The following is a 14451-nucleotide window of genomic DNA, read 5'->3' as shown; positions in this document are numbered from 1 at the left end:
GTTATGCAGCCGCCTTGGTCTGGTCCGCGGACACCGGCGTCAGCCAGCCCCATTCGTCGCGGGTCTCGCCGTTGAACAGGCCGAAGAACGCCTTCTGCAGCGACTTGGTGATCGGACCGGGCTTGCCCTCGCCGACCGGCTTGCGATCGACCGAGCGCACCGGCGTGATCTCGGCGGCGGTACCGACCATGAACATTTCGTCGGCCGTGTACAGCGCCTCGCGCGGCAGGTCGCGCTCGATCACTTCAAGGCCGAGCTTGCCGGCGAGCGTGATCACCGTGTCGCGCGTGATGCCGGCGAGGATGCTCGCGCTGGTCGTCGGCGTGGTGATCTTGCCGTTGCGGATGATGAACAGGTTCTCTCCCGCGCCTTCGCTGAGCAGGCCGTTGTAGCCGAGCGCGATGCCCTCGTGGTAGCCGTGGCGCCTGGCTTCAAGCCCGATCAACTGCGACGACAGGTAGTTGCCGCCGGCCTTGGCCCACGACGGGAACGTGTTGGGAGCCGCGCGATTCCACGATGACACGCAGACGTCGGCGCCCTTCTCGATCGCATCGCCGAGATAAGCGCCCCACTCCATCGCGATGATGCAGACGTCGACGCTCGAGCCTTCCTTCGGCAACACGCCGAGCGGACCGGCGCCGCGGAACACGAGCGGGCGCAGATAGGCCGACTTCATCTTGTTCGCGGCGACGACTTCGCTGTTCGCGGCGACGATCTGCTCGAACGTGTAGGGAACTTCGATCTCGTAGATCTTGGCCGACTCGAACAGGCGGCGCGTGTGGTCGGCGAGGCGGAAATGCTGCGGGCCCTGCGGCGTCGCATAGACGCGCTGACCCTCGAACACCGATGAGCCGTAGTGCAGCGCATGCGCTGTGACGTGCACGGTGGCCTCGTGCCAGGGCTTGAGCTTGCCGTTGTGCCAGATGAATTCAGTGTTTGCCATATTGGGTCCTTATTGGATCAAGAGCTGTTTTGCCACGGATTGCACGGAATGAACACGGATAAAGCGAATGAACCTGAAATTTTACTCCGATCTGTACCTTCCGGCTCTTTGCCCTGTCCGTGCTCATTCGGTGCAATCCATGGCTAAATCCGCTCCACTTGAAGTCAGGCCGACTTGGCCACCAGCGGCAGCGCCTGGCCAAGCTTGACGCGTTCGATGCGATTGACCACCTCGAGCGCCGCAAATGCCGTGGCCTCGACGATATCGGTCGATACGCCACGCCCGATCAGCTCGCGCCCGGCGTGGTTGACCGTCAGCGTCGCGCGACCCTGCGCGTCGGCGCCATAGCTCAGCGAGCGGATCTGGAAATCGGCGATGTCGAGCGACGTCCCGGTCGCGCGTTCGATCGCGCGCAGCATGGCGTGCACCGGACCGTCGCCGAGCGAACCTTCGGTCTCGCCGACGCTGCGCCCGTCCTCGTGGCGCAGCCGCACCGAGGCCGAGGCACCGCCGCCGAGATGCGAGGTCACGTGCATCTGCTCCAGCGTCCACGGGCCGAGCGCGGCAGGATCCTGGCCGAGCACGAGCGCGTCGAGGTCGCTGTCGAATACTTCCTTCTTCTTGTCGGCCAGCGCCTTGAAACGCGGGAAGATTTCCTCGACCTGTACGTCGTCGACCTCGTAACCCAACGACTTCAGCCGATCGCGCAGCGCATGCTTGCCCGAGTGCTTGCCGAGCACGAGCTGGGTTTTCTCGACGCCCACGTCCTCGGGCCGCATGATCTCGTAGGTCTCGCGGTTCTTCAGCATGCCGTGCTGGTGGATGCCGGACTCGTGGGCGAATGCGTTCTCGCCGACGATCGCCTTGTTGCGCGGGATCGTCGAGCCGGTGACGTTGGCGAGCAGGCGCGCGGTCGGATAGAGCAAAGGCGTGCGAATGCCGGTCTCGACGTTGAACTTGTCCGCGCGCGTGCGCAACGCCATGACGATTTCCTCGAGCGCGGCGTTGCCTGCGCGCTCGCCGATGCCGTTGATCGTGCACTCGACCTGGCGCGCGCCCGCGGCCACCGCCGCGACGCTATTGGCGACGCCAAGGCCGAGATCGTTGTGGCAGTGCGAACTCAGAACCACCTTGTCGATGCCGCGCACCTCGCGCTTCAGGCGCGAAAACAGGGCGAAGATTTCCTCGGGCGTCGTGTAGCCGACGGTGTCGGGCACATTGACCGTCGTCGCCCCGGCTTCGATCATCGTCGACAGTACTTCGATCAGGAATTCCGGCTCGGTGCGAATCGCGTCTTCGGCCGAGAATTCGACATCGTCGCAGTACTGGCGCGCGTGGCGGATCGCCTTGACGCCGGTTTCCATCACCTGTTCGCGACTCATGTTGAGCTTGTGCCGGCGATGCAGCGGGCTGGTCGCGAGGAAGATATGGATGCGCTTCTTCTGCGCCGACTCCAGCGCGCGTGCACAAGCGTCGATGTCGCCGATCTGGGCACGCGCGAGGCCGGCGATAATCGGGCCGCGCAGCTCCTTCGCAATCGCGCGCACCGCCTCGAAGTCGCCCGCGGAAGCCTGCGGAAAGCCGGCCTCGAGCACATCGACGCCAAGCTCAGCCAGCGCGTGCGCCATGTGCAGCTTCTGCGGCTGGCTCATCGAAAAGCCCGGCGACTGCTCGCCGTCGCGCAGCGTGGTGTCGAAGATGCGCACGCGTTCGCGTGCAGGCACTGCGGCAGGATCGTTATTCGATTTCATGATGCTTGCCAACCCATAAGTAACTTGCCGAAAACAAAAAAACCCCGCACTCGTCGCCGGGTGCGGGGTTTTGGATTCTTCGCCTGGTTCTGTTGCTCAGACGCGCCCTAACCCGCACCTCCGGTGCTAATAAGTACAAGGGCAAGAAGGAGGAGCATGCCACGCACGCCGGCAGCCCGGATGAGGAGGCTGAAAGCGGGATTGCGCTGGCTGCTGCGTTGCGTCATATTGCAAACGTAAACGATGCCTGCATGCCTGTCAACACCTCCGCGCAAAGAATTTTCCGCGAGCGGCCGGTATACGCCGGCGAATGGATGGGCAGTGTCCGGATTTCTTTACGTTTAAATGGATGGATGTCCAAACGACGCCTGGTGCCCACCGCCGGATGCGCATGTCGTTCCGCACCGACGAAAAAGCCCGCCATGCGGCGGGCTTTGTCGCAACGTGTCACTGGCGCTCACCTGACCGGCTGTACCGCCGCGGCCTGCGAGCCCTTCGGACCCTCTATGACTTCGAAAGTGACCTTCTGACCCTGCTGCAGACTACGGAAGCCCTGGGTGTTGATCGCCGAATAGTGTACGAACACGTCTTCGCCTCCATCTTCGGGCGCGATGAACCCGAACCCCTTGGCATCGTTGAACCACTTCACAGTACCGGTGCGCATTTAACGACCTCGTCGAATTGGACCAGTGCCGGCGCCCGCTGCCATGTTTCCCCACAGCACAGACCCGGCACAACGAAAGTATAACGCTGAATTAACAAAATTTTGCAAGTACGGCGATCCACGGCACGGCCGGATACGGCAGCCGCGATCGGCAGGGTTGGCTCGCCGGGCCCGCTTCAGGCAAGGAGCGAGGCTATGACCGGCGGGATCTTGGCCGTGGCCGCCTCGAGATGGGCGAAGATCTCGGGAAGACTGATTTCGGGGGCGGCGTCGCCCTGCGGACAGCCCGCGGCCCAGTTCGCAACCACGGCAAGGCAGGCGTAGTCGAGCTTCAGCTCGCGCGCCAATGCAGCCTCGGGCATGCCGGTCATGCCTACGAGATCGCAACCGTCACTGCGCATGCGCGCGATCTCCGCGCGCGTTTCCAGCCGCGGCCCCTGGGTTGCCCCGTAACAGCCGCCATCGACGACGGCGATGCCGGCGCGCCCGGCCGCGGCCAGCACCTCTGAGCGCAGGCGTGCGCTGTAAGGCTCGGTGAAATCGATATGTTCGACCCGGGCTGCGCCATCGTCGCAGAAACTGGTGATACGGCCATGCGTATAGTCGATGACCTGATCAGGCACGGCGAGCACACGCGGCGCCATGTCGGCGCGGATGCCGCCGACCGCATTGACGCCGAGCACCCGCGACGCGCCGAGGCTGTGCAACGCCCAGACGTTCGCACGGTAGTTGATGCGGTGCGGCGGAATCGAATGCCCGCTCGCGTGGCGCGCGAGAAACGCCACCTGCTTGCCGCCGAGTTCGCCGAGCGTGATCGCATCCGATGCCGGGCCGTACGGCGTCTGCACGACGCGTTTTTCCACCTTCGCCAGACCGGGGAAGTTGTACAGGCCGGTGCCGCCTACGATTGCAAGGTCGATTTGCACGGATCTTTCCTCAACAGATCTTTTTTGCCACAGGCATGCGCCGATCAAGACCAGAACGATCAGGGACTTTCTCTACCCGCGCAATCCGTGGCCAATATGTTTACAACGCATAGATGCCCGGCAGGTTGCGTCCCTGCTCGTGGAAATCCATACCGTAGCCAAACACGTAGCGGTCGGGCACGCGTACGCCGACGAAATCGGCGCGCAGATCCGGCGTGGCGCGGTCGTGGCGCTTCTCGCACAGCACGGCAATCAGCACGCGGCGTGCGCCCTCGTCGATGCAGAAATCGCGGATCGCCTTGAGCGTGTGGCCTTCGTCGAGGATGTCGTCGACGAGCAACACCGTCTTGCCGGTCAGCGTCGCGCGCGGCTGCTTGACCCAGAGCAGGTCGTGGCCACGCGTGCCGCCGCGATAGCGGGTGGCGTGCACGTAGTCGAACTCGAGGTCGGCCGGGATCGCCAGCGCGAGTACGCCGCCGAAGATCAGGCCGCCGTTCATGACAGTCATGAAGATCGGCACCTCGCCCTCCTCGAGCGCGTCCTCGATCTCCTTGCCCATCGTGGCGATGCGCGCGCCGAGCTCGTCGTGCGAAAACAGCAACTCCGCGGTCTGCATGGCTTCGGCTAACGAAGGCTTTTCGGTCACTGACCCCACTCCTCTCAAGATGAAATGCTTCTAGCGCATGGCACATCCGCGGACGGATGCCGTTTGAACTTCGCCATCAGCGAAGATTGCCCAATTTGCCCATGTTTTCAACAAACCTGCGGCGTTGCGGATTGTCGACCATCTCGTCCCAATCCTGGGCGACGCCGCCGAGCAGGCTCGCCAGACGCCGTGGATCGAGCGGCACCGCCCCGTTCGTCGCTGCCAGCGCCTCGTCGACGACTTCTGGCCGGCACGCAAGAATCAGATCGCAACCGGCCGCATGGTGCGCCTCGACTCGCGCCGCGATGCCGCCCTCGTCCGCTGCCGCCGCCATGCTGATGTCATCGCTGAAGACGACGCCCTTGAAGCCGAGTTCGGCGCGCAGGATATCGGCGATCCAGACGCGCGAATAGCCTGCCGGCTTCGCGTCCACCCGCGGGTAGACGACGTGCGCCATCATCACGCCCTCCACCCCGGCGACGATCGCGTCGGCGAACGGCACGAGATCCTCGGTGCGGATCGTCTCGAGCCCGCGCGTGTCGACGGCGCGATCGACGTGGGTGTCCTCGGGCACCGAGCCGTGACCGGGGAAATGCTTGGGTGTCGCCGCCATGCCGGCCAGGCGCATGCCGCGCGCATAGGCCAGGCCCAACTCGGAAACCACCTCAGGCCGTGCATCGAAGGCGCGCGTGCCGATCGCGCGATTGCCGCGTGCCAGATCTAACACGGGCGCAAAGCTCAGATCGACACCGATAGCGCGCATTTCGCTCGCCATCAACCAGGCGTGTTCCTCGGCGCGCGCCAGCGCATGCTGCGGATCCGCATCGTACCGTGCCCCGATCTGTGCCAGCGCCGGCAACTCGGTGAATCCCTCGCGGAAGCGCTGCACCATGCCGCCTTCCTGGTCGACACTGACGAGGAATTCGTCACCGCGCAGCTTGCGTATTTCCCCGATCAATGCGGTCACCTGTTTGCGCGTGACGAAGTTGCGCTTGAACAGGATCACGCCACTGACTTGCGGCGCGGCCAGTTGCGCACGCTCGGCGGCGGTGGGTTCCAGTCCGGACAGGCCGATGATCAACATGTCATTCTCCGTTGCGTTCGCGCTCGCTCCAGCGCGAATACGGATGCTGCAGCAGGTTCAGATTGTAGTAGCGCAGGTGCGCGGTGACTTCGCGTCCGAGCCAATCGGGCCTGGCGATGGCCTGAGCGGTCGATTGCAGCTCGACCTCGGCGACGATGAGACCGGCACTCTCACCGAAAAACTCGTCGACCTCGAAGGTCAGGCCGGCATGCGGCACATAGTGGCGCACTTTCTCGACGACGCCGTTGCAGAAATCGCCGAGCATGCGCTCGGCATCCGCAACCGGAATGGGATAGTCGTATTCGAGCCGCTCGACGCCGAGCGTCGCCGATTTGACGTTGAGCCACGCCTGGTCGCCACCGACACGCACGCGCAACGAGCAGCGCGTGCCGGTCTGCGAGCGCACCAGACCCGCGTCGATCAGGTAGCCCTGCACCATGCGCTGCTCATGCACGGCCTGTGCGCGCCAGGCGTCGCCCGTCACCAGGAATTTGCGTTCAATTTCGACCGCCATGACTGCCTCGTTGGCCACGGGTTTCCACGGATACGCACGAATTGAGCAAATATCCTTGATCGATTGCTTTGCCGGTGTTCATCCGCGTGATCCGCAGCGAGAAAATCTTTTGTACTTCATTCAACGTTCGAACAGCGCTATGGACTCGACATGGGCCGTATGCGGAAACATGTCCATCACGCCGGCGCTTTTCAATTCGAATCCGTGCCTGTCGACGAGTATGCCCGCATCGCGCGCGAGTGAAGCCGGATGGCAGGACACGTAGACCACCCTGCGCGTGGACTTGCGTGGCAGGTATTCCAGCACCGCATCGGCGCCCGAGCGCGGCGGATCGAGCAGCAGCAGCTCGTAGTCGACCCTGGCCCAGGTGGTCGCGCGCTGATCGGCGGCGAGATCGGCGCTGTGAAACGCGACGTTCGCGATGCCGTTCTTCGCCGCGTTGTCGCGCGCGCGCTGAACCAGCCCGGCGTCGCCTTCGACGCCGACGACCTGGCCCGCGCGCCGCGCCAGCGGCAGGGTGAAATTGCCGAGGCCGCAGAACAGGTCGAGCACACGATCGTCCGGCCGCGGCGCCAGCAACGCGAGTGCGTGATCGATCATGCGCCGGTTCATGCCACCGTTGACCTGGATAAAGTCCAACGGGCGGAAATCGAGCGCAACATCGTAGGCCGGCAGCTCGAATTCGAGCCGGGCGGCGACTGGCCACAACGGCGCGACACTGTCGATGCCGCCTGGCTGGAGGAAGATCGCCAGATCGTGGGTCTGGCCGAACGCAACCAATGCCTGCGTGTCCGCCTCCGACAACGGCTTGAGATGGCGGAACACCAGCGCGACCAGATTGTCGCCCGCGGATATCTCGATCTGCGCTATCTCGCGCTTGCCTTCGAGCGATTCGAGCAAGGCGGCGATCGCGGCGATGCGCTCGCCGACCGCCGGATGCAACACTTCGCAGCGCTCGATGTCTGCGACGTAACGACCGTTCGTCTCGCGGAAGCCGACAAGCATGCGCCCTTTCTTCTCGACGTACTTCGCGCTGAGCCGGCCGCGGCGCCGGTAGCCCCACGGCGAGCCGGTCAGCGGCGGCAACAGCGTCGACGGCTGCACCTTGCCGATGCGTTCGAAATTCTCCAGCAGCACGCGCTGCTTGGCGGCGATCTGTGCCGCCGGATCGAGATGCTGCAATGTGCAGCCGCCACAGACGCCGAAGTGCCGGCAGCGCGGCGCGACGCGATCGGGCGAGGCCTGCAGCACTTCCTCGACCGCGGCTTCGTCGTAGTGCCGATGGCGGCGCAAGTCGCGCAAGCGCACGCGTTCGCCGGCCAGCGCGCCGGCAACGAACACGGCCTTGCCGGCAATGTGCGCGACGCCGCGGCCGTCGTGGGTCAGGTCGGTGATGTCGGCGTCGATCGAAGTCATGCGGGCAGGCGAAAAGTGGGCCGCACATGATACCAGCCCGCAGCGATCCGCCGTTCCTGCACACTGCTATAGTGATCGCATGAACAAGGATCGCCCACCCCGCATCGTCGTGGCCGACGATGACGCGGTCAGCTTGCAGTTTTTCATCGCCGCGCTGCGCGGGCTAGGCTGCACGGTCACCGCCGCAGCAAGCGGTGGCGAGGCGCTCGCGGCTTGCGCGCAATCGGCGCCCGATTTGCTGCTGCTCGATCGACGCATGCCCGATCTGGGCGGCGCACCGCTGTTGCACGAACTGCGCCGCAGCGGTTGCATGGCCCCGGCGATCGCCACCAGCGCCGAACTCGATGCCGCTGTGCGTGCAGATCTCGCTGCCGCCGGATATGTCGACGCGGTGACGAAGCCGATCAGCGTGGCGCGTCTGGCCGCCCTGCTCGACTCGCGTTTTCCGCAATGGTCGCGCCCCGGCAGCAACGTTGGCTCGGACGCGACTGCTGCGCAGTCCGCACAATCCGCCCTGCTCGAAGACGGCCCGGCCCTCGCCACCGTCGGCGGCGACGAGCATACCCTGCGTGCACTGCGCGGGCTTTTCGCCAACGAACTCGAAACCATGCTGCCGTGCATCGCCACGATGCCGGCGAACGAGCTCGCGGACTGGCTGCACCGCCTGCGCGCCTCGTGTCGCTATTGCGGCGCCACAAGGCTTGGCGACGCGGCCGGAAAACTCGAGCTCGGCATCAAGGCCCACGGACCGCACGACGATGCGCAACTGGCCGTGTTTATGACCGCCTGCACCGCGACCATCGACGCGTTGTTGCGCTGATCGCAGAATCGCTCGCGCTGGCCACCGACGCTCCGGGCAACACCGGTTCAGACCAGCATGCTCCAGGAGCGAAGTTCGCCGTCGAGATGTGCAGCGATCACGCCGCGCATCAGGCGGCGCAGCGGTGGCAGATGTTCGGCGGCGGGCATGGCGTCGCGTGCGAGCGCGAGCAGCGCCACGCCGCGCACTCGCACGCCATCGCGCGCGTCGCGCCACGGCATCGGCCCGTGCTCGTGGCGATAGGCGTAGTCACGTTCCGGATCGAGCGGCACGCCGTCGCCATCGACATCGAGCACCAGCGCATAACCGAGATGGGCAAGCAGGTCGCGCTCAAAGCGGCGCAGCGTCCACGCCTGCGACTCCGCGCGTGCCAGCCGCGCCAGCGTTTCGGCGTAGTCGGCAAACAGATCCGGATGCGGGTCCTGCCGCGCAGTGATGCGCAACACGAGCTCGTTGAGGTAAAGCGCGCAGAGCAGCGCGTCGCCGCCGAGATCGAAACCCGGTGCCGCGGCCTCGACCTGGGCCAGCGTGGCCAGTTCGCCGCGCCCGCTCCAGGCGAGCCGTACCGGAAGCAGTGGCTGCAGCAGCGCGCGCGGCGTGCGCGTGCGCGCGCGGCGCACGCCGCGTGCAATCAGTCCCACGCGCCCGAAATCCCGGGTCAGGCATTCAAGCAGCAGCGAGGTTTCGCGATAGGCACGCGCGTGCAGGATGAAGGCGGGTTGATGTTCGATGCGCACCGCTGGATCGGGAATTGAAAGAGCCTATTCGCCGTAGCCGAAACGCTGCAACGCCGCCTCGTCGTCGGACCAGTTCTCGCGCACCTTGACCCAGAGCTTGAGATGCACGCGTCGGCCGAACAGGCGATTCATCGCCAGGCGCGCGGCGCTGCCTATCGCCTTGAGCTGCTCGCCGCCCTTGCCGATCACGATCGCCTTCTGGCCTTCGCGTTCGACCCAGATCGCCGCGTGGATTTCGCTCATGCCACTCTCGTTGTCGGCGAAGCTCTCGATCTCGACCGTTACCGCGTACGGCAATTCCTGACCCAGGCGCAGCATCAACTGCTCGCGGATCAGCTCGGCAGCGAGGAAGCGCTCGCTGCGATCGGTGAACTCGTCCTCGGCGAACTGCGCAGGTCCCGGCGGCAGATGCCCGATGACCGCTCGTTCGAGCGCATCGACGCCATCGCGGCGGCGCGCCGAGATCAGGAATACGCCGGCGTAGAACCCGTCGCTGCCGACCTTCTGCAGGAACGGCAAAAGTTGCTTCTTGTCCTTTTGCGCATCGACCTTGTTGAGCACGAGCAGGCGCGGTCGCGACGAATCCGAAAGCACGTTGCGCACGAGCTGGTCTTCATCGGTCCAGCGCCCGGCTTCGATCAGGTGCACGCAGACGTCGGCTTCGGCGGCCGCGTTGCGCGCGGCGCGGTTGAGCTGGCGGTTGATCGCGCGCGCACCGCCCGCGTGCAGGCCCGGCGTGTCGAGCAGCAGGATCTGCCCTTCGGGCTTGCTGACGATGCCGAGGATGCGATGACGCGTGGTCTGCGGCTTGGGGCCGATGATCGAGAGGCGAACGCCGACCAGCGCGTTGACCAGAGTGGACTTGCCCACGTTGGGCCGGCCGACGATAGCCGCGGTGCCGCAGCGGAACTCCGAAGCTGCAGTCATGGCGTGATTGGACGGTTCGAATTGGCCGCAGCCTGCACGGACAAGGCGAAGATTCTGTTGACTGTATCCGTGTTCATCCGTGCAATCCGCGGCGGGAATTTTCCAGTTTGCCTATTCGGCACGAGTATTCAACAACGCGAGCACCGCGGTGGCTGCGGCCTGTTCCGCGGCGCGCCGGCTGCTGCCGCGACCGGCAGCGGAAAGTCCACGCGATTCGATGCGGCATTCGACGTCGAACACGCGCGCGTGTTCGACGCCGCTGGTCGCGACGAGATCGTAGCCCGGCAGTGCTTCGCCGCGCGATTGCAGCCACTCCTGCAAGCGCGTCTTCGCATCCTTGTCGTCCATCGCCACCGCAGCGGCAACGCGCGGCGCGACCAGCGCGCGAACGACCTCGCGGCACTGGGCCCAACCCCCGTCCAGATAGACGGCAGCGACCAGTGCCTCGAACGCATCGGCCAGGATCGAATCGCGGCGAAAGCCCCCGCTTTTCAATTCGCCCGGACCGAGGTGCAAGGCATCGCCGATGTCGAGTTCGCGCGCGAGCGCCGCGAGCGCCGGCTCGCTGACCAAGCGCGCGCGCAGGCGCGTCAGTTCGCCTTCGTCGGCCTTGGGGAATTCGTCGAACAACATTTCAGCGACGATCACGTTCACCAGCGCGTCACCGAAGAACTCGAGCCGCTCGTTGTTGCCGGCGGCGGCACTGCGATGGGTCAGCGCACGTTCGCGCAGGGCGGCGTCGGCAAAGCTGTAGGCAATTCGAAGCAATCAATATCCCGTGTTGGGACCACCGAGATTTTCCGCATGCTCGAAATGCAGGAGCAGGGAAACGTTGTACAGGAACGGAATCTGCTTGTCGTATGCCACCTGCAGGATGCGCGCGCCACCCTGAGTGTTGAGCTTGATGGCATTCGCAGGCACGGTGTTGTCGCCGACGTACTGCAAGTGCATGCCGAATCCGAGTTTGCCGCGGATCTGCTCGATCGGCATGTTCGCCACGCCAGCTTCCTCGGCGACTCCTTTCATCGCCTTGACCACACCGAAATACTCGGTGTACGCGGGAACGAGCAGCATTGCCGCATAGGCGAAGAAGCCGACGACGGCGAGCAGAATCAGGAAGCCGATGATGCTGAGACCTTGTTGCCGATTGCGCACTTGCATGACACGCCCCCTGGTTGAGGAAAACCGGATTCTTGCCCAGGCCGCTACTTTATCAGCGCGCCGAGCCGCTTGAAATCGATGCCGCCATCCCAGTTCATCCAGATCACGAAGGCACGGCCAACCAGGTTCTGCTCGGGTACGAAGCCCCAGTAGCGGCTGTCCTCGCTGTTGTCGCGATTGTCGCCCATCGCGAAATAGTGGCCGGCCGGCACGACCCATTCACCCTCGCGCCCTTGCGAAAAGCCTCGGTCGACCGGCGCGTTGAGGATCTGGTGCTCCACACCCGGCAACATCTCCTCGCGCACCGCGGCACCGGCCATGCGCTGCCCTTCGCCGCCCGAACCGACATAGGGCCCCGTGTACGTACTCGGAATCTCCTTGCCGTTCACGTACAGCGTCTTGTTGCGGTACGTGATCGTGTCGCCGGGCAGCCCGATCACGCGCTTGATGTAGTTCATCTTGGGCACGGGCACCAGCGATTCGCCGTTGTCGCACGGACGGCCACTGCGCATTTCCTTGCCATCACGCGTGCAGCTGTAGCCGGGATAGATGAAGACGAACACGTCGCCGCGCTTCGGCTCGCCAACGGCGAGGAACTTGGTGTTCAGCACCGGCACGCGCAAGCCATAGGCGAACTTGTTGACGAGGATGAAGTCGCCGACGAGCAAGGTCGGCATCATCGAACCCGACGGAATCTTGAACGGCTCGGCAATGAACGAACGGAACCCCAGCACGATCAGGATCACCGGGAAGAACGAACGCGCGTACTCGACGATCGCAGGTTCGCGCATCGCCTCGGCGGCGCGCTGTTCGCGCTCCTCCTTGCTGCCGCCGACCGCACCCAGCGCCTGCGCGCGTGCAATACGACCCTTCTTGAGGAACAGCACATCGAACAGCCAGATCACGCCAGTGACGGCGGTGAGAATGACCAGCAGCAGCGCAAAATCGAAGTCCATCGTTGTATCCTGCGAAAAACCTTGCGGGCGATACCTATTTGTCCATCTGCAACACGGCCAGAAACGCCTCCTGCGGAATTTCCACGCTGCCGACCTGCTTCATGCGCTTCTTGCCTTCCTTCTGCTTCTCCAGCAGTTTGCGCTTGCGTGTGGCGTCGCCGCCATAGCACTTGGCGAGCACGTTCTTGCGCAGCGCCTTGACGCTCGAGCGCGCGATGATCTGCGCGCCGATCGCGGCCTGGATCGCCACGTCGAACTGCTGGCGCGGGATCAGCTCCTTCATCTTCTCGACCAGTTCGCGACCGCGGCGGTCCGCGTTCGAGCGATGCAGGATCAGGCTCAGCGCATCGACGCGGTCGCCATTGACGAGCACGTCGACGCGCACGAGCGGCGCGGCCTGGAAACGCTCGAGATGGTATTCCATCGACGCGTAGCCGCGCGACACGGACTTGAGCTTGTCGAAAAAGTCGAGCACGACTTCGGCCAACGGCAACTCGTAGCTGATCTGCACCTGGCTGGCCATGTAGTTGATCGAGCGCTGCACGCCGCGTTTTTCCTCGCACAGCTTGATCACGTTGCCGATGTGCTCGGGCGGGGTAAGGATGTTGGCGACGATGATCGGTTCGCGGATCTCCTCGATGCAGTTCACCGCCGGCATCTTGGCCGGATTGTCGAGCGCGGCCACCGTGCCGTCGGTGCGCAGGATCTCGTAGACCACGGTCGGCGCCGTGGTGATCAAGTCGAGGTCGTACTCGCGCTCGAGCCGCTCCTGGATGATCTCCATGTGCAGCAGGCCGAGGAAGCCGCAGCGGAAGCCGAAGCCCATTGCCTCGGACGACTCCGGCTCGAACACGAGCGCGGCGTCGTTGAGCTTCAACTTCTCCAGCGCCTCGCGCAGCGCCGGATAATCGTCGGCCGAAACCGGAAACAGGCCGGCGAAGACGCGCGGCTGCATCTGCTGGAAGCCCGGCAGCGGTTTGTCCGCGGGCTTGCCCGCAAGCGTCAGCGTGTCGCCGACCGGCGCGCCGTGCACGTCCTTGATCGACGCCGTGACCCAACCGACTTCGCCGGCACGCAGCGCGTCCTTGGCCAGACGCTTGGGTGTGAACACGCCGACCGAATCGACCTCGTGCGTGCGCCCGGTCGACATCACCAGCAGCTTGTCGCGCGGCTTGATCTCGCCCTGCATCACGCGCACGAGCGAGACGACGCCGAGATAGTTGTCGAACCACGAATCGATGATCAGCGCCTGCAGGCGGTCGGTATCGCGCGGCTTCGGCGGCGGGATGCGCGCGACGATCGCTTCGAGCACGTCGACCACGTTGAGGCCGGTCTTGGCGCTGATCGCGACCGCGTCGGTCGCATCGATGCCGATCACCGCCTCGATTTCTTCCTTGACCTTGTCGACGTCGGCGGTCGGCAGGTCGATCTTGTTGAGCACGGGCACGACTTCGAGGCCGAGCTCGACCGCGGTGTAGCAGTTGGCGACCGACTGTGCCTCGACCCCCTGTGCCGCATCGACCACGAGCAGCGCGCCTTCACAGGCCGACAGCGAGCGGCTCACCTCGTAGGAAAAATCGACGTGGCCCGGCGTATCGATGAAGTTGAACTGGTAGGTCCTGCCGTCGCGCGCCGTGTACGGTAGCGACACGGACTGCGCCTTGATCGTGATGCCGCGCTCGCGCTCGATCGGGTTCGAATCGAGCACTTGCGCTTCCATTTCACGCTCCTGCAGGCCACCGCAGATCTGGATGATGCGGTCGGCCAGGGTCGACTTGCCGTGATCGACATGGGCGATGATCGAAAAATTGCGAATGAGTTCCATGGAATGCCGATAAACGAACCGGCGCAGTTGCGCGCCGGTGAGCTTCGCATTATCGCATGAATTGAAAGGAATTTCGGCAGT

Annotated in this window: 16 protein-coding genes; 1 reads left to right on the top strand and 15 read right to left on the bottom strand. The window is 64.7% G+C overall.

Going from position 1 to position 14451, the window contains the following annotated elements; translation table 11 throughout:
• Position 1 precedes the first annotated feature (1 nt).
• From AC16HO_RS03350 to rlmD, 9 genes are all read right to left on the bottom strand, one after another.
• The gene (locus AC16HO_RS03350) at positions 2–943 is read right to left on the bottom strand and encodes a branched-chain amino acid transaminase (RefSeq protein ID WP_395642845.1); all 942 of its coding nucleotides are present in this window, start codon (positions 941–943) and stop codon (positions 2–4) included.
• 164 nt (positions 944–1107) lie between these two features.
• On the bottom strand, positions 1108–2694 hold the full coding sequence (locus AC16HO_RS03345) for a 2-isopropylmalate synthase (protein ID WP_395642846.1): 1587 nt from the start codon (positions 2692–2694) through the stop codon (positions 1108–1110).
• A gap of 223 nt (positions 2695–2917) precedes the next feature.
• Positions 2918–3118 carry a hypothetical protein gene (locus AC16HO_RS03340; RefSeq protein ID WP_395642847.1) on the bottom strand — a complete coding sequence of 67 codons (201 nt, stop codon included), beginning with the start codon at positions 3116–3118 and terminating at the stop codon, positions 2918–2920.
• A gap of 33 nt (positions 3119–3151) precedes the next feature.
• Positions 3152–3358 (bottom strand): cold-shock protein, encoded by a 207-nt coding sequence (locus AC16HO_RS03335; protein WP_395642848.1) that lies wholly within the window; start codon positions 3356–3358, stop codon positions 3152–3154.
• A 176-nt stretch (positions 3359–3534) separates the two neighbouring features.
• Positions 3535–4284, bottom strand: a complete 750-nt coding sequence (locus AC16HO_RS03330; protein ID WP_395642849.1) for an S-methyl-5'-thioinosine phosphorylase — start codon at positions 4282–4284, stop codon at positions 3535–3537.
• A 100-nt stretch (positions 4285–4384) separates the two neighbouring features.
• Positions 4385–4930, bottom strand: a complete 546-nt coding sequence (locus AC16HO_RS03325) for a hypoxanthine-guanine phosphoribosyltransferase (protein ID WP_395642850.1) — start codon at positions 4928–4930, stop codon at positions 4385–4387.
• A gap of 76 nt (positions 4931–5006) precedes the next feature.
• Positions 5007–6014, bottom strand: a complete 1008-nt coding sequence (gene nagZ / locus AC16HO_RS03320) for a beta-N-acetylhexosaminidase (protein WP_395642851.1) — start codon at positions 6012–6014, stop codon at positions 5007–5009.
• 1 nt (position 6015) lies between these two features.
• The gene (locus AC16HO_RS03315; protein WP_395642852.1) at positions 6016–6528 is read right to left on the bottom strand and encodes a CYTH domain-containing protein; all 513 of its coding nucleotides are present in this window, start codon (positions 6526–6528) and stop codon (positions 6016–6018) included.
• A gap of 120 nt (positions 6529–6648) precedes the next feature.
• On the bottom strand, positions 6649–7944 hold the full coding sequence (gene rlmD / locus AC16HO_RS03310) for a 23S rRNA (uracil(1939)-C(5))-methyltransferase RlmD (RefSeq protein ID WP_395642853.1): 1296 nt from the start codon (positions 7942–7944) through the stop codon (positions 6649–6651).
• 79 nt (positions 7945–8023) lie between these two features.
• On the opposite strand from rlmD, the gene AC16HO_RS03305 reads away from it, so the two are divergent.
• Positions 8024–8764 (top strand): response regulator, encoded by a 741-nt coding sequence (locus AC16HO_RS03305; RefSeq protein ID WP_395642854.1) that lies wholly within the window; start codon positions 8024–8026, stop codon positions 8762–8764.
• A gap of 47 nt (positions 8765–8811) precedes the next feature.
• Here the strand turns inward: AC16HO_RS03305 and recO are convergent, their stop codons facing one another.
• The 6 genes from recO to lepA form a co-directional block, all read right to left on the bottom strand.
• Positions 8812–9501 (bottom strand): DNA repair protein RecO, encoded by a 690-nt coding sequence (gene recO / locus AC16HO_RS03300; protein ID WP_395642855.1) that lies wholly within the window; start codon positions 9499–9501, stop codon positions 8812–8814.
• A 24-nt stretch (positions 9502–9525) separates the two neighbouring features.
• Positions 9526–10428, bottom strand: a complete 903-nt coding sequence (gene era / locus AC16HO_RS03295; RefSeq protein ID WP_395642856.1) for a GTPase Era — start codon at positions 10426–10428, stop codon at positions 9526–9528.
• 111 nt (positions 10429–10539) lie between these two features.
• Positions 10540–11196, bottom strand: coding sequence for a ribonuclease III (gene rnc, locus AC16HO_RS03290; RefSeq protein WP_395642857.1), 657 nt, complete (start codon positions 11194–11196; stop codon positions 10540–10542).
• Positions 11197–11589, bottom strand: a complete 393-nt coding sequence (locus AC16HO_RS03285) for a DUF4845 domain-containing protein (protein ID WP_395642858.1) — start codon at positions 11587–11589, stop codon at positions 11197–11199.
• A gap of 44 nt (positions 11590–11633) precedes the next feature.
• On the bottom strand, positions 11634–12545 hold the full coding sequence (gene lepB / locus AC16HO_RS03280; protein WP_395642859.1) for a signal peptidase I: 912 nt from the start codon (positions 12543–12545) through the stop codon (positions 11634–11636).
• Positions 12546–12579: 34 nt separating this feature from the next.
• A complete protein-coding gene (gene lepA, locus AC16HO_RS03275; protein WP_395642860.1) occupies positions 12580–14370 on the bottom strand; it encodes a translation elongation factor 4 in 1791 nt (596 codons plus the stop codon).
• Positions 14371–14451 lie beyond the last annotated feature (81 nt).

It is taken from the genome of Rudaea sp. (assembly GCF_057139185.1).
This window is presented reverse-complemented; position numbering and strand designations above follow the sequence as displayed.

Bases quoted from the DNA above. Each gene is read 5' to 3' on its own strand.
- AC16HO_RS03350 (WP_395642845.1), bottom strand. From the start codon at position 943: ATGGCAAACACTGAATTCATCTGGCACAACGGCAAGCTCAAGCCCTGG.
- AC16HO_RS03345 (WP_395642846.1), bottom strand. From the start codon at position 2,694: ATGAAATCGAATAACGATCCTGCCGCAGTGCCTGCACGCGAACGCGTG.
- AC16HO_RS03340 (WP_395642847.1), bottom strand. From the start codon at position 3,118: ATGGCGGGCTTTTTCGTCGGTGCGGAACGACATGCGCATCCGGCGGTG.
- AC16HO_RS03335 (WP_395642848.1), bottom strand. From the start codon at position 3,358: ATGCGCACCGGTACTGTGAAGTGGTTCAACGATGCCAAGGGGTTCGGG.
- nagZ (WP_395642851.1), bottom strand. From the start codon at position 6,014: ATGTTGATCATCGGCCTGTCCGGACTGGAACCCACCGCCGCCGAGCGT.
- AC16HO_RS03315 (WP_395642852.1), bottom strand. From the start codon at position 6,528: ATGGCGGTCGAAATTGAACGCAAATTCCTGGTGACGGGCGACGCCTGG.
- rlmD (WP_395642853.1), bottom strand. From the start codon at position 7,944: ATGACTTCGATCGACGCCGACATCACCGACCTGACCCACGACGGCCGC.
- AC16HO_RS03305 (WP_395642854.1), top strand. From the start codon at position 8,024: ATGAACAAGGATCGCCCACCCCGCATCGTCGTGGCCGACGATGACGCG.
- era (WP_395642856.1), bottom strand. From the start codon at position 10,428: ATGACTGCAGCTTCGGAGTTCCGCTGCGGCACCGCGGCTATCGTCGGC.
- AC16HO_RS03285 (WP_395642858.1), bottom strand. From the start codon at position 11,589: ATGCAAGTGCGCAATCGGCAACAAGGTCTCAGCATCATCGGCTTCCTG.
- lepB (WP_395642859.1), bottom strand. From the start codon at position 12,545: ATGGACTTCGATTTTGCGCTGCTGCTGGTCATTCTCACCGCCGTCACT.
- lepA (WP_395642860.1), bottom strand. From the start codon at position 14,370: ATGGAACTCATTCGCAATTTTTCGATCATCGCCCATGTCGATCACGGC.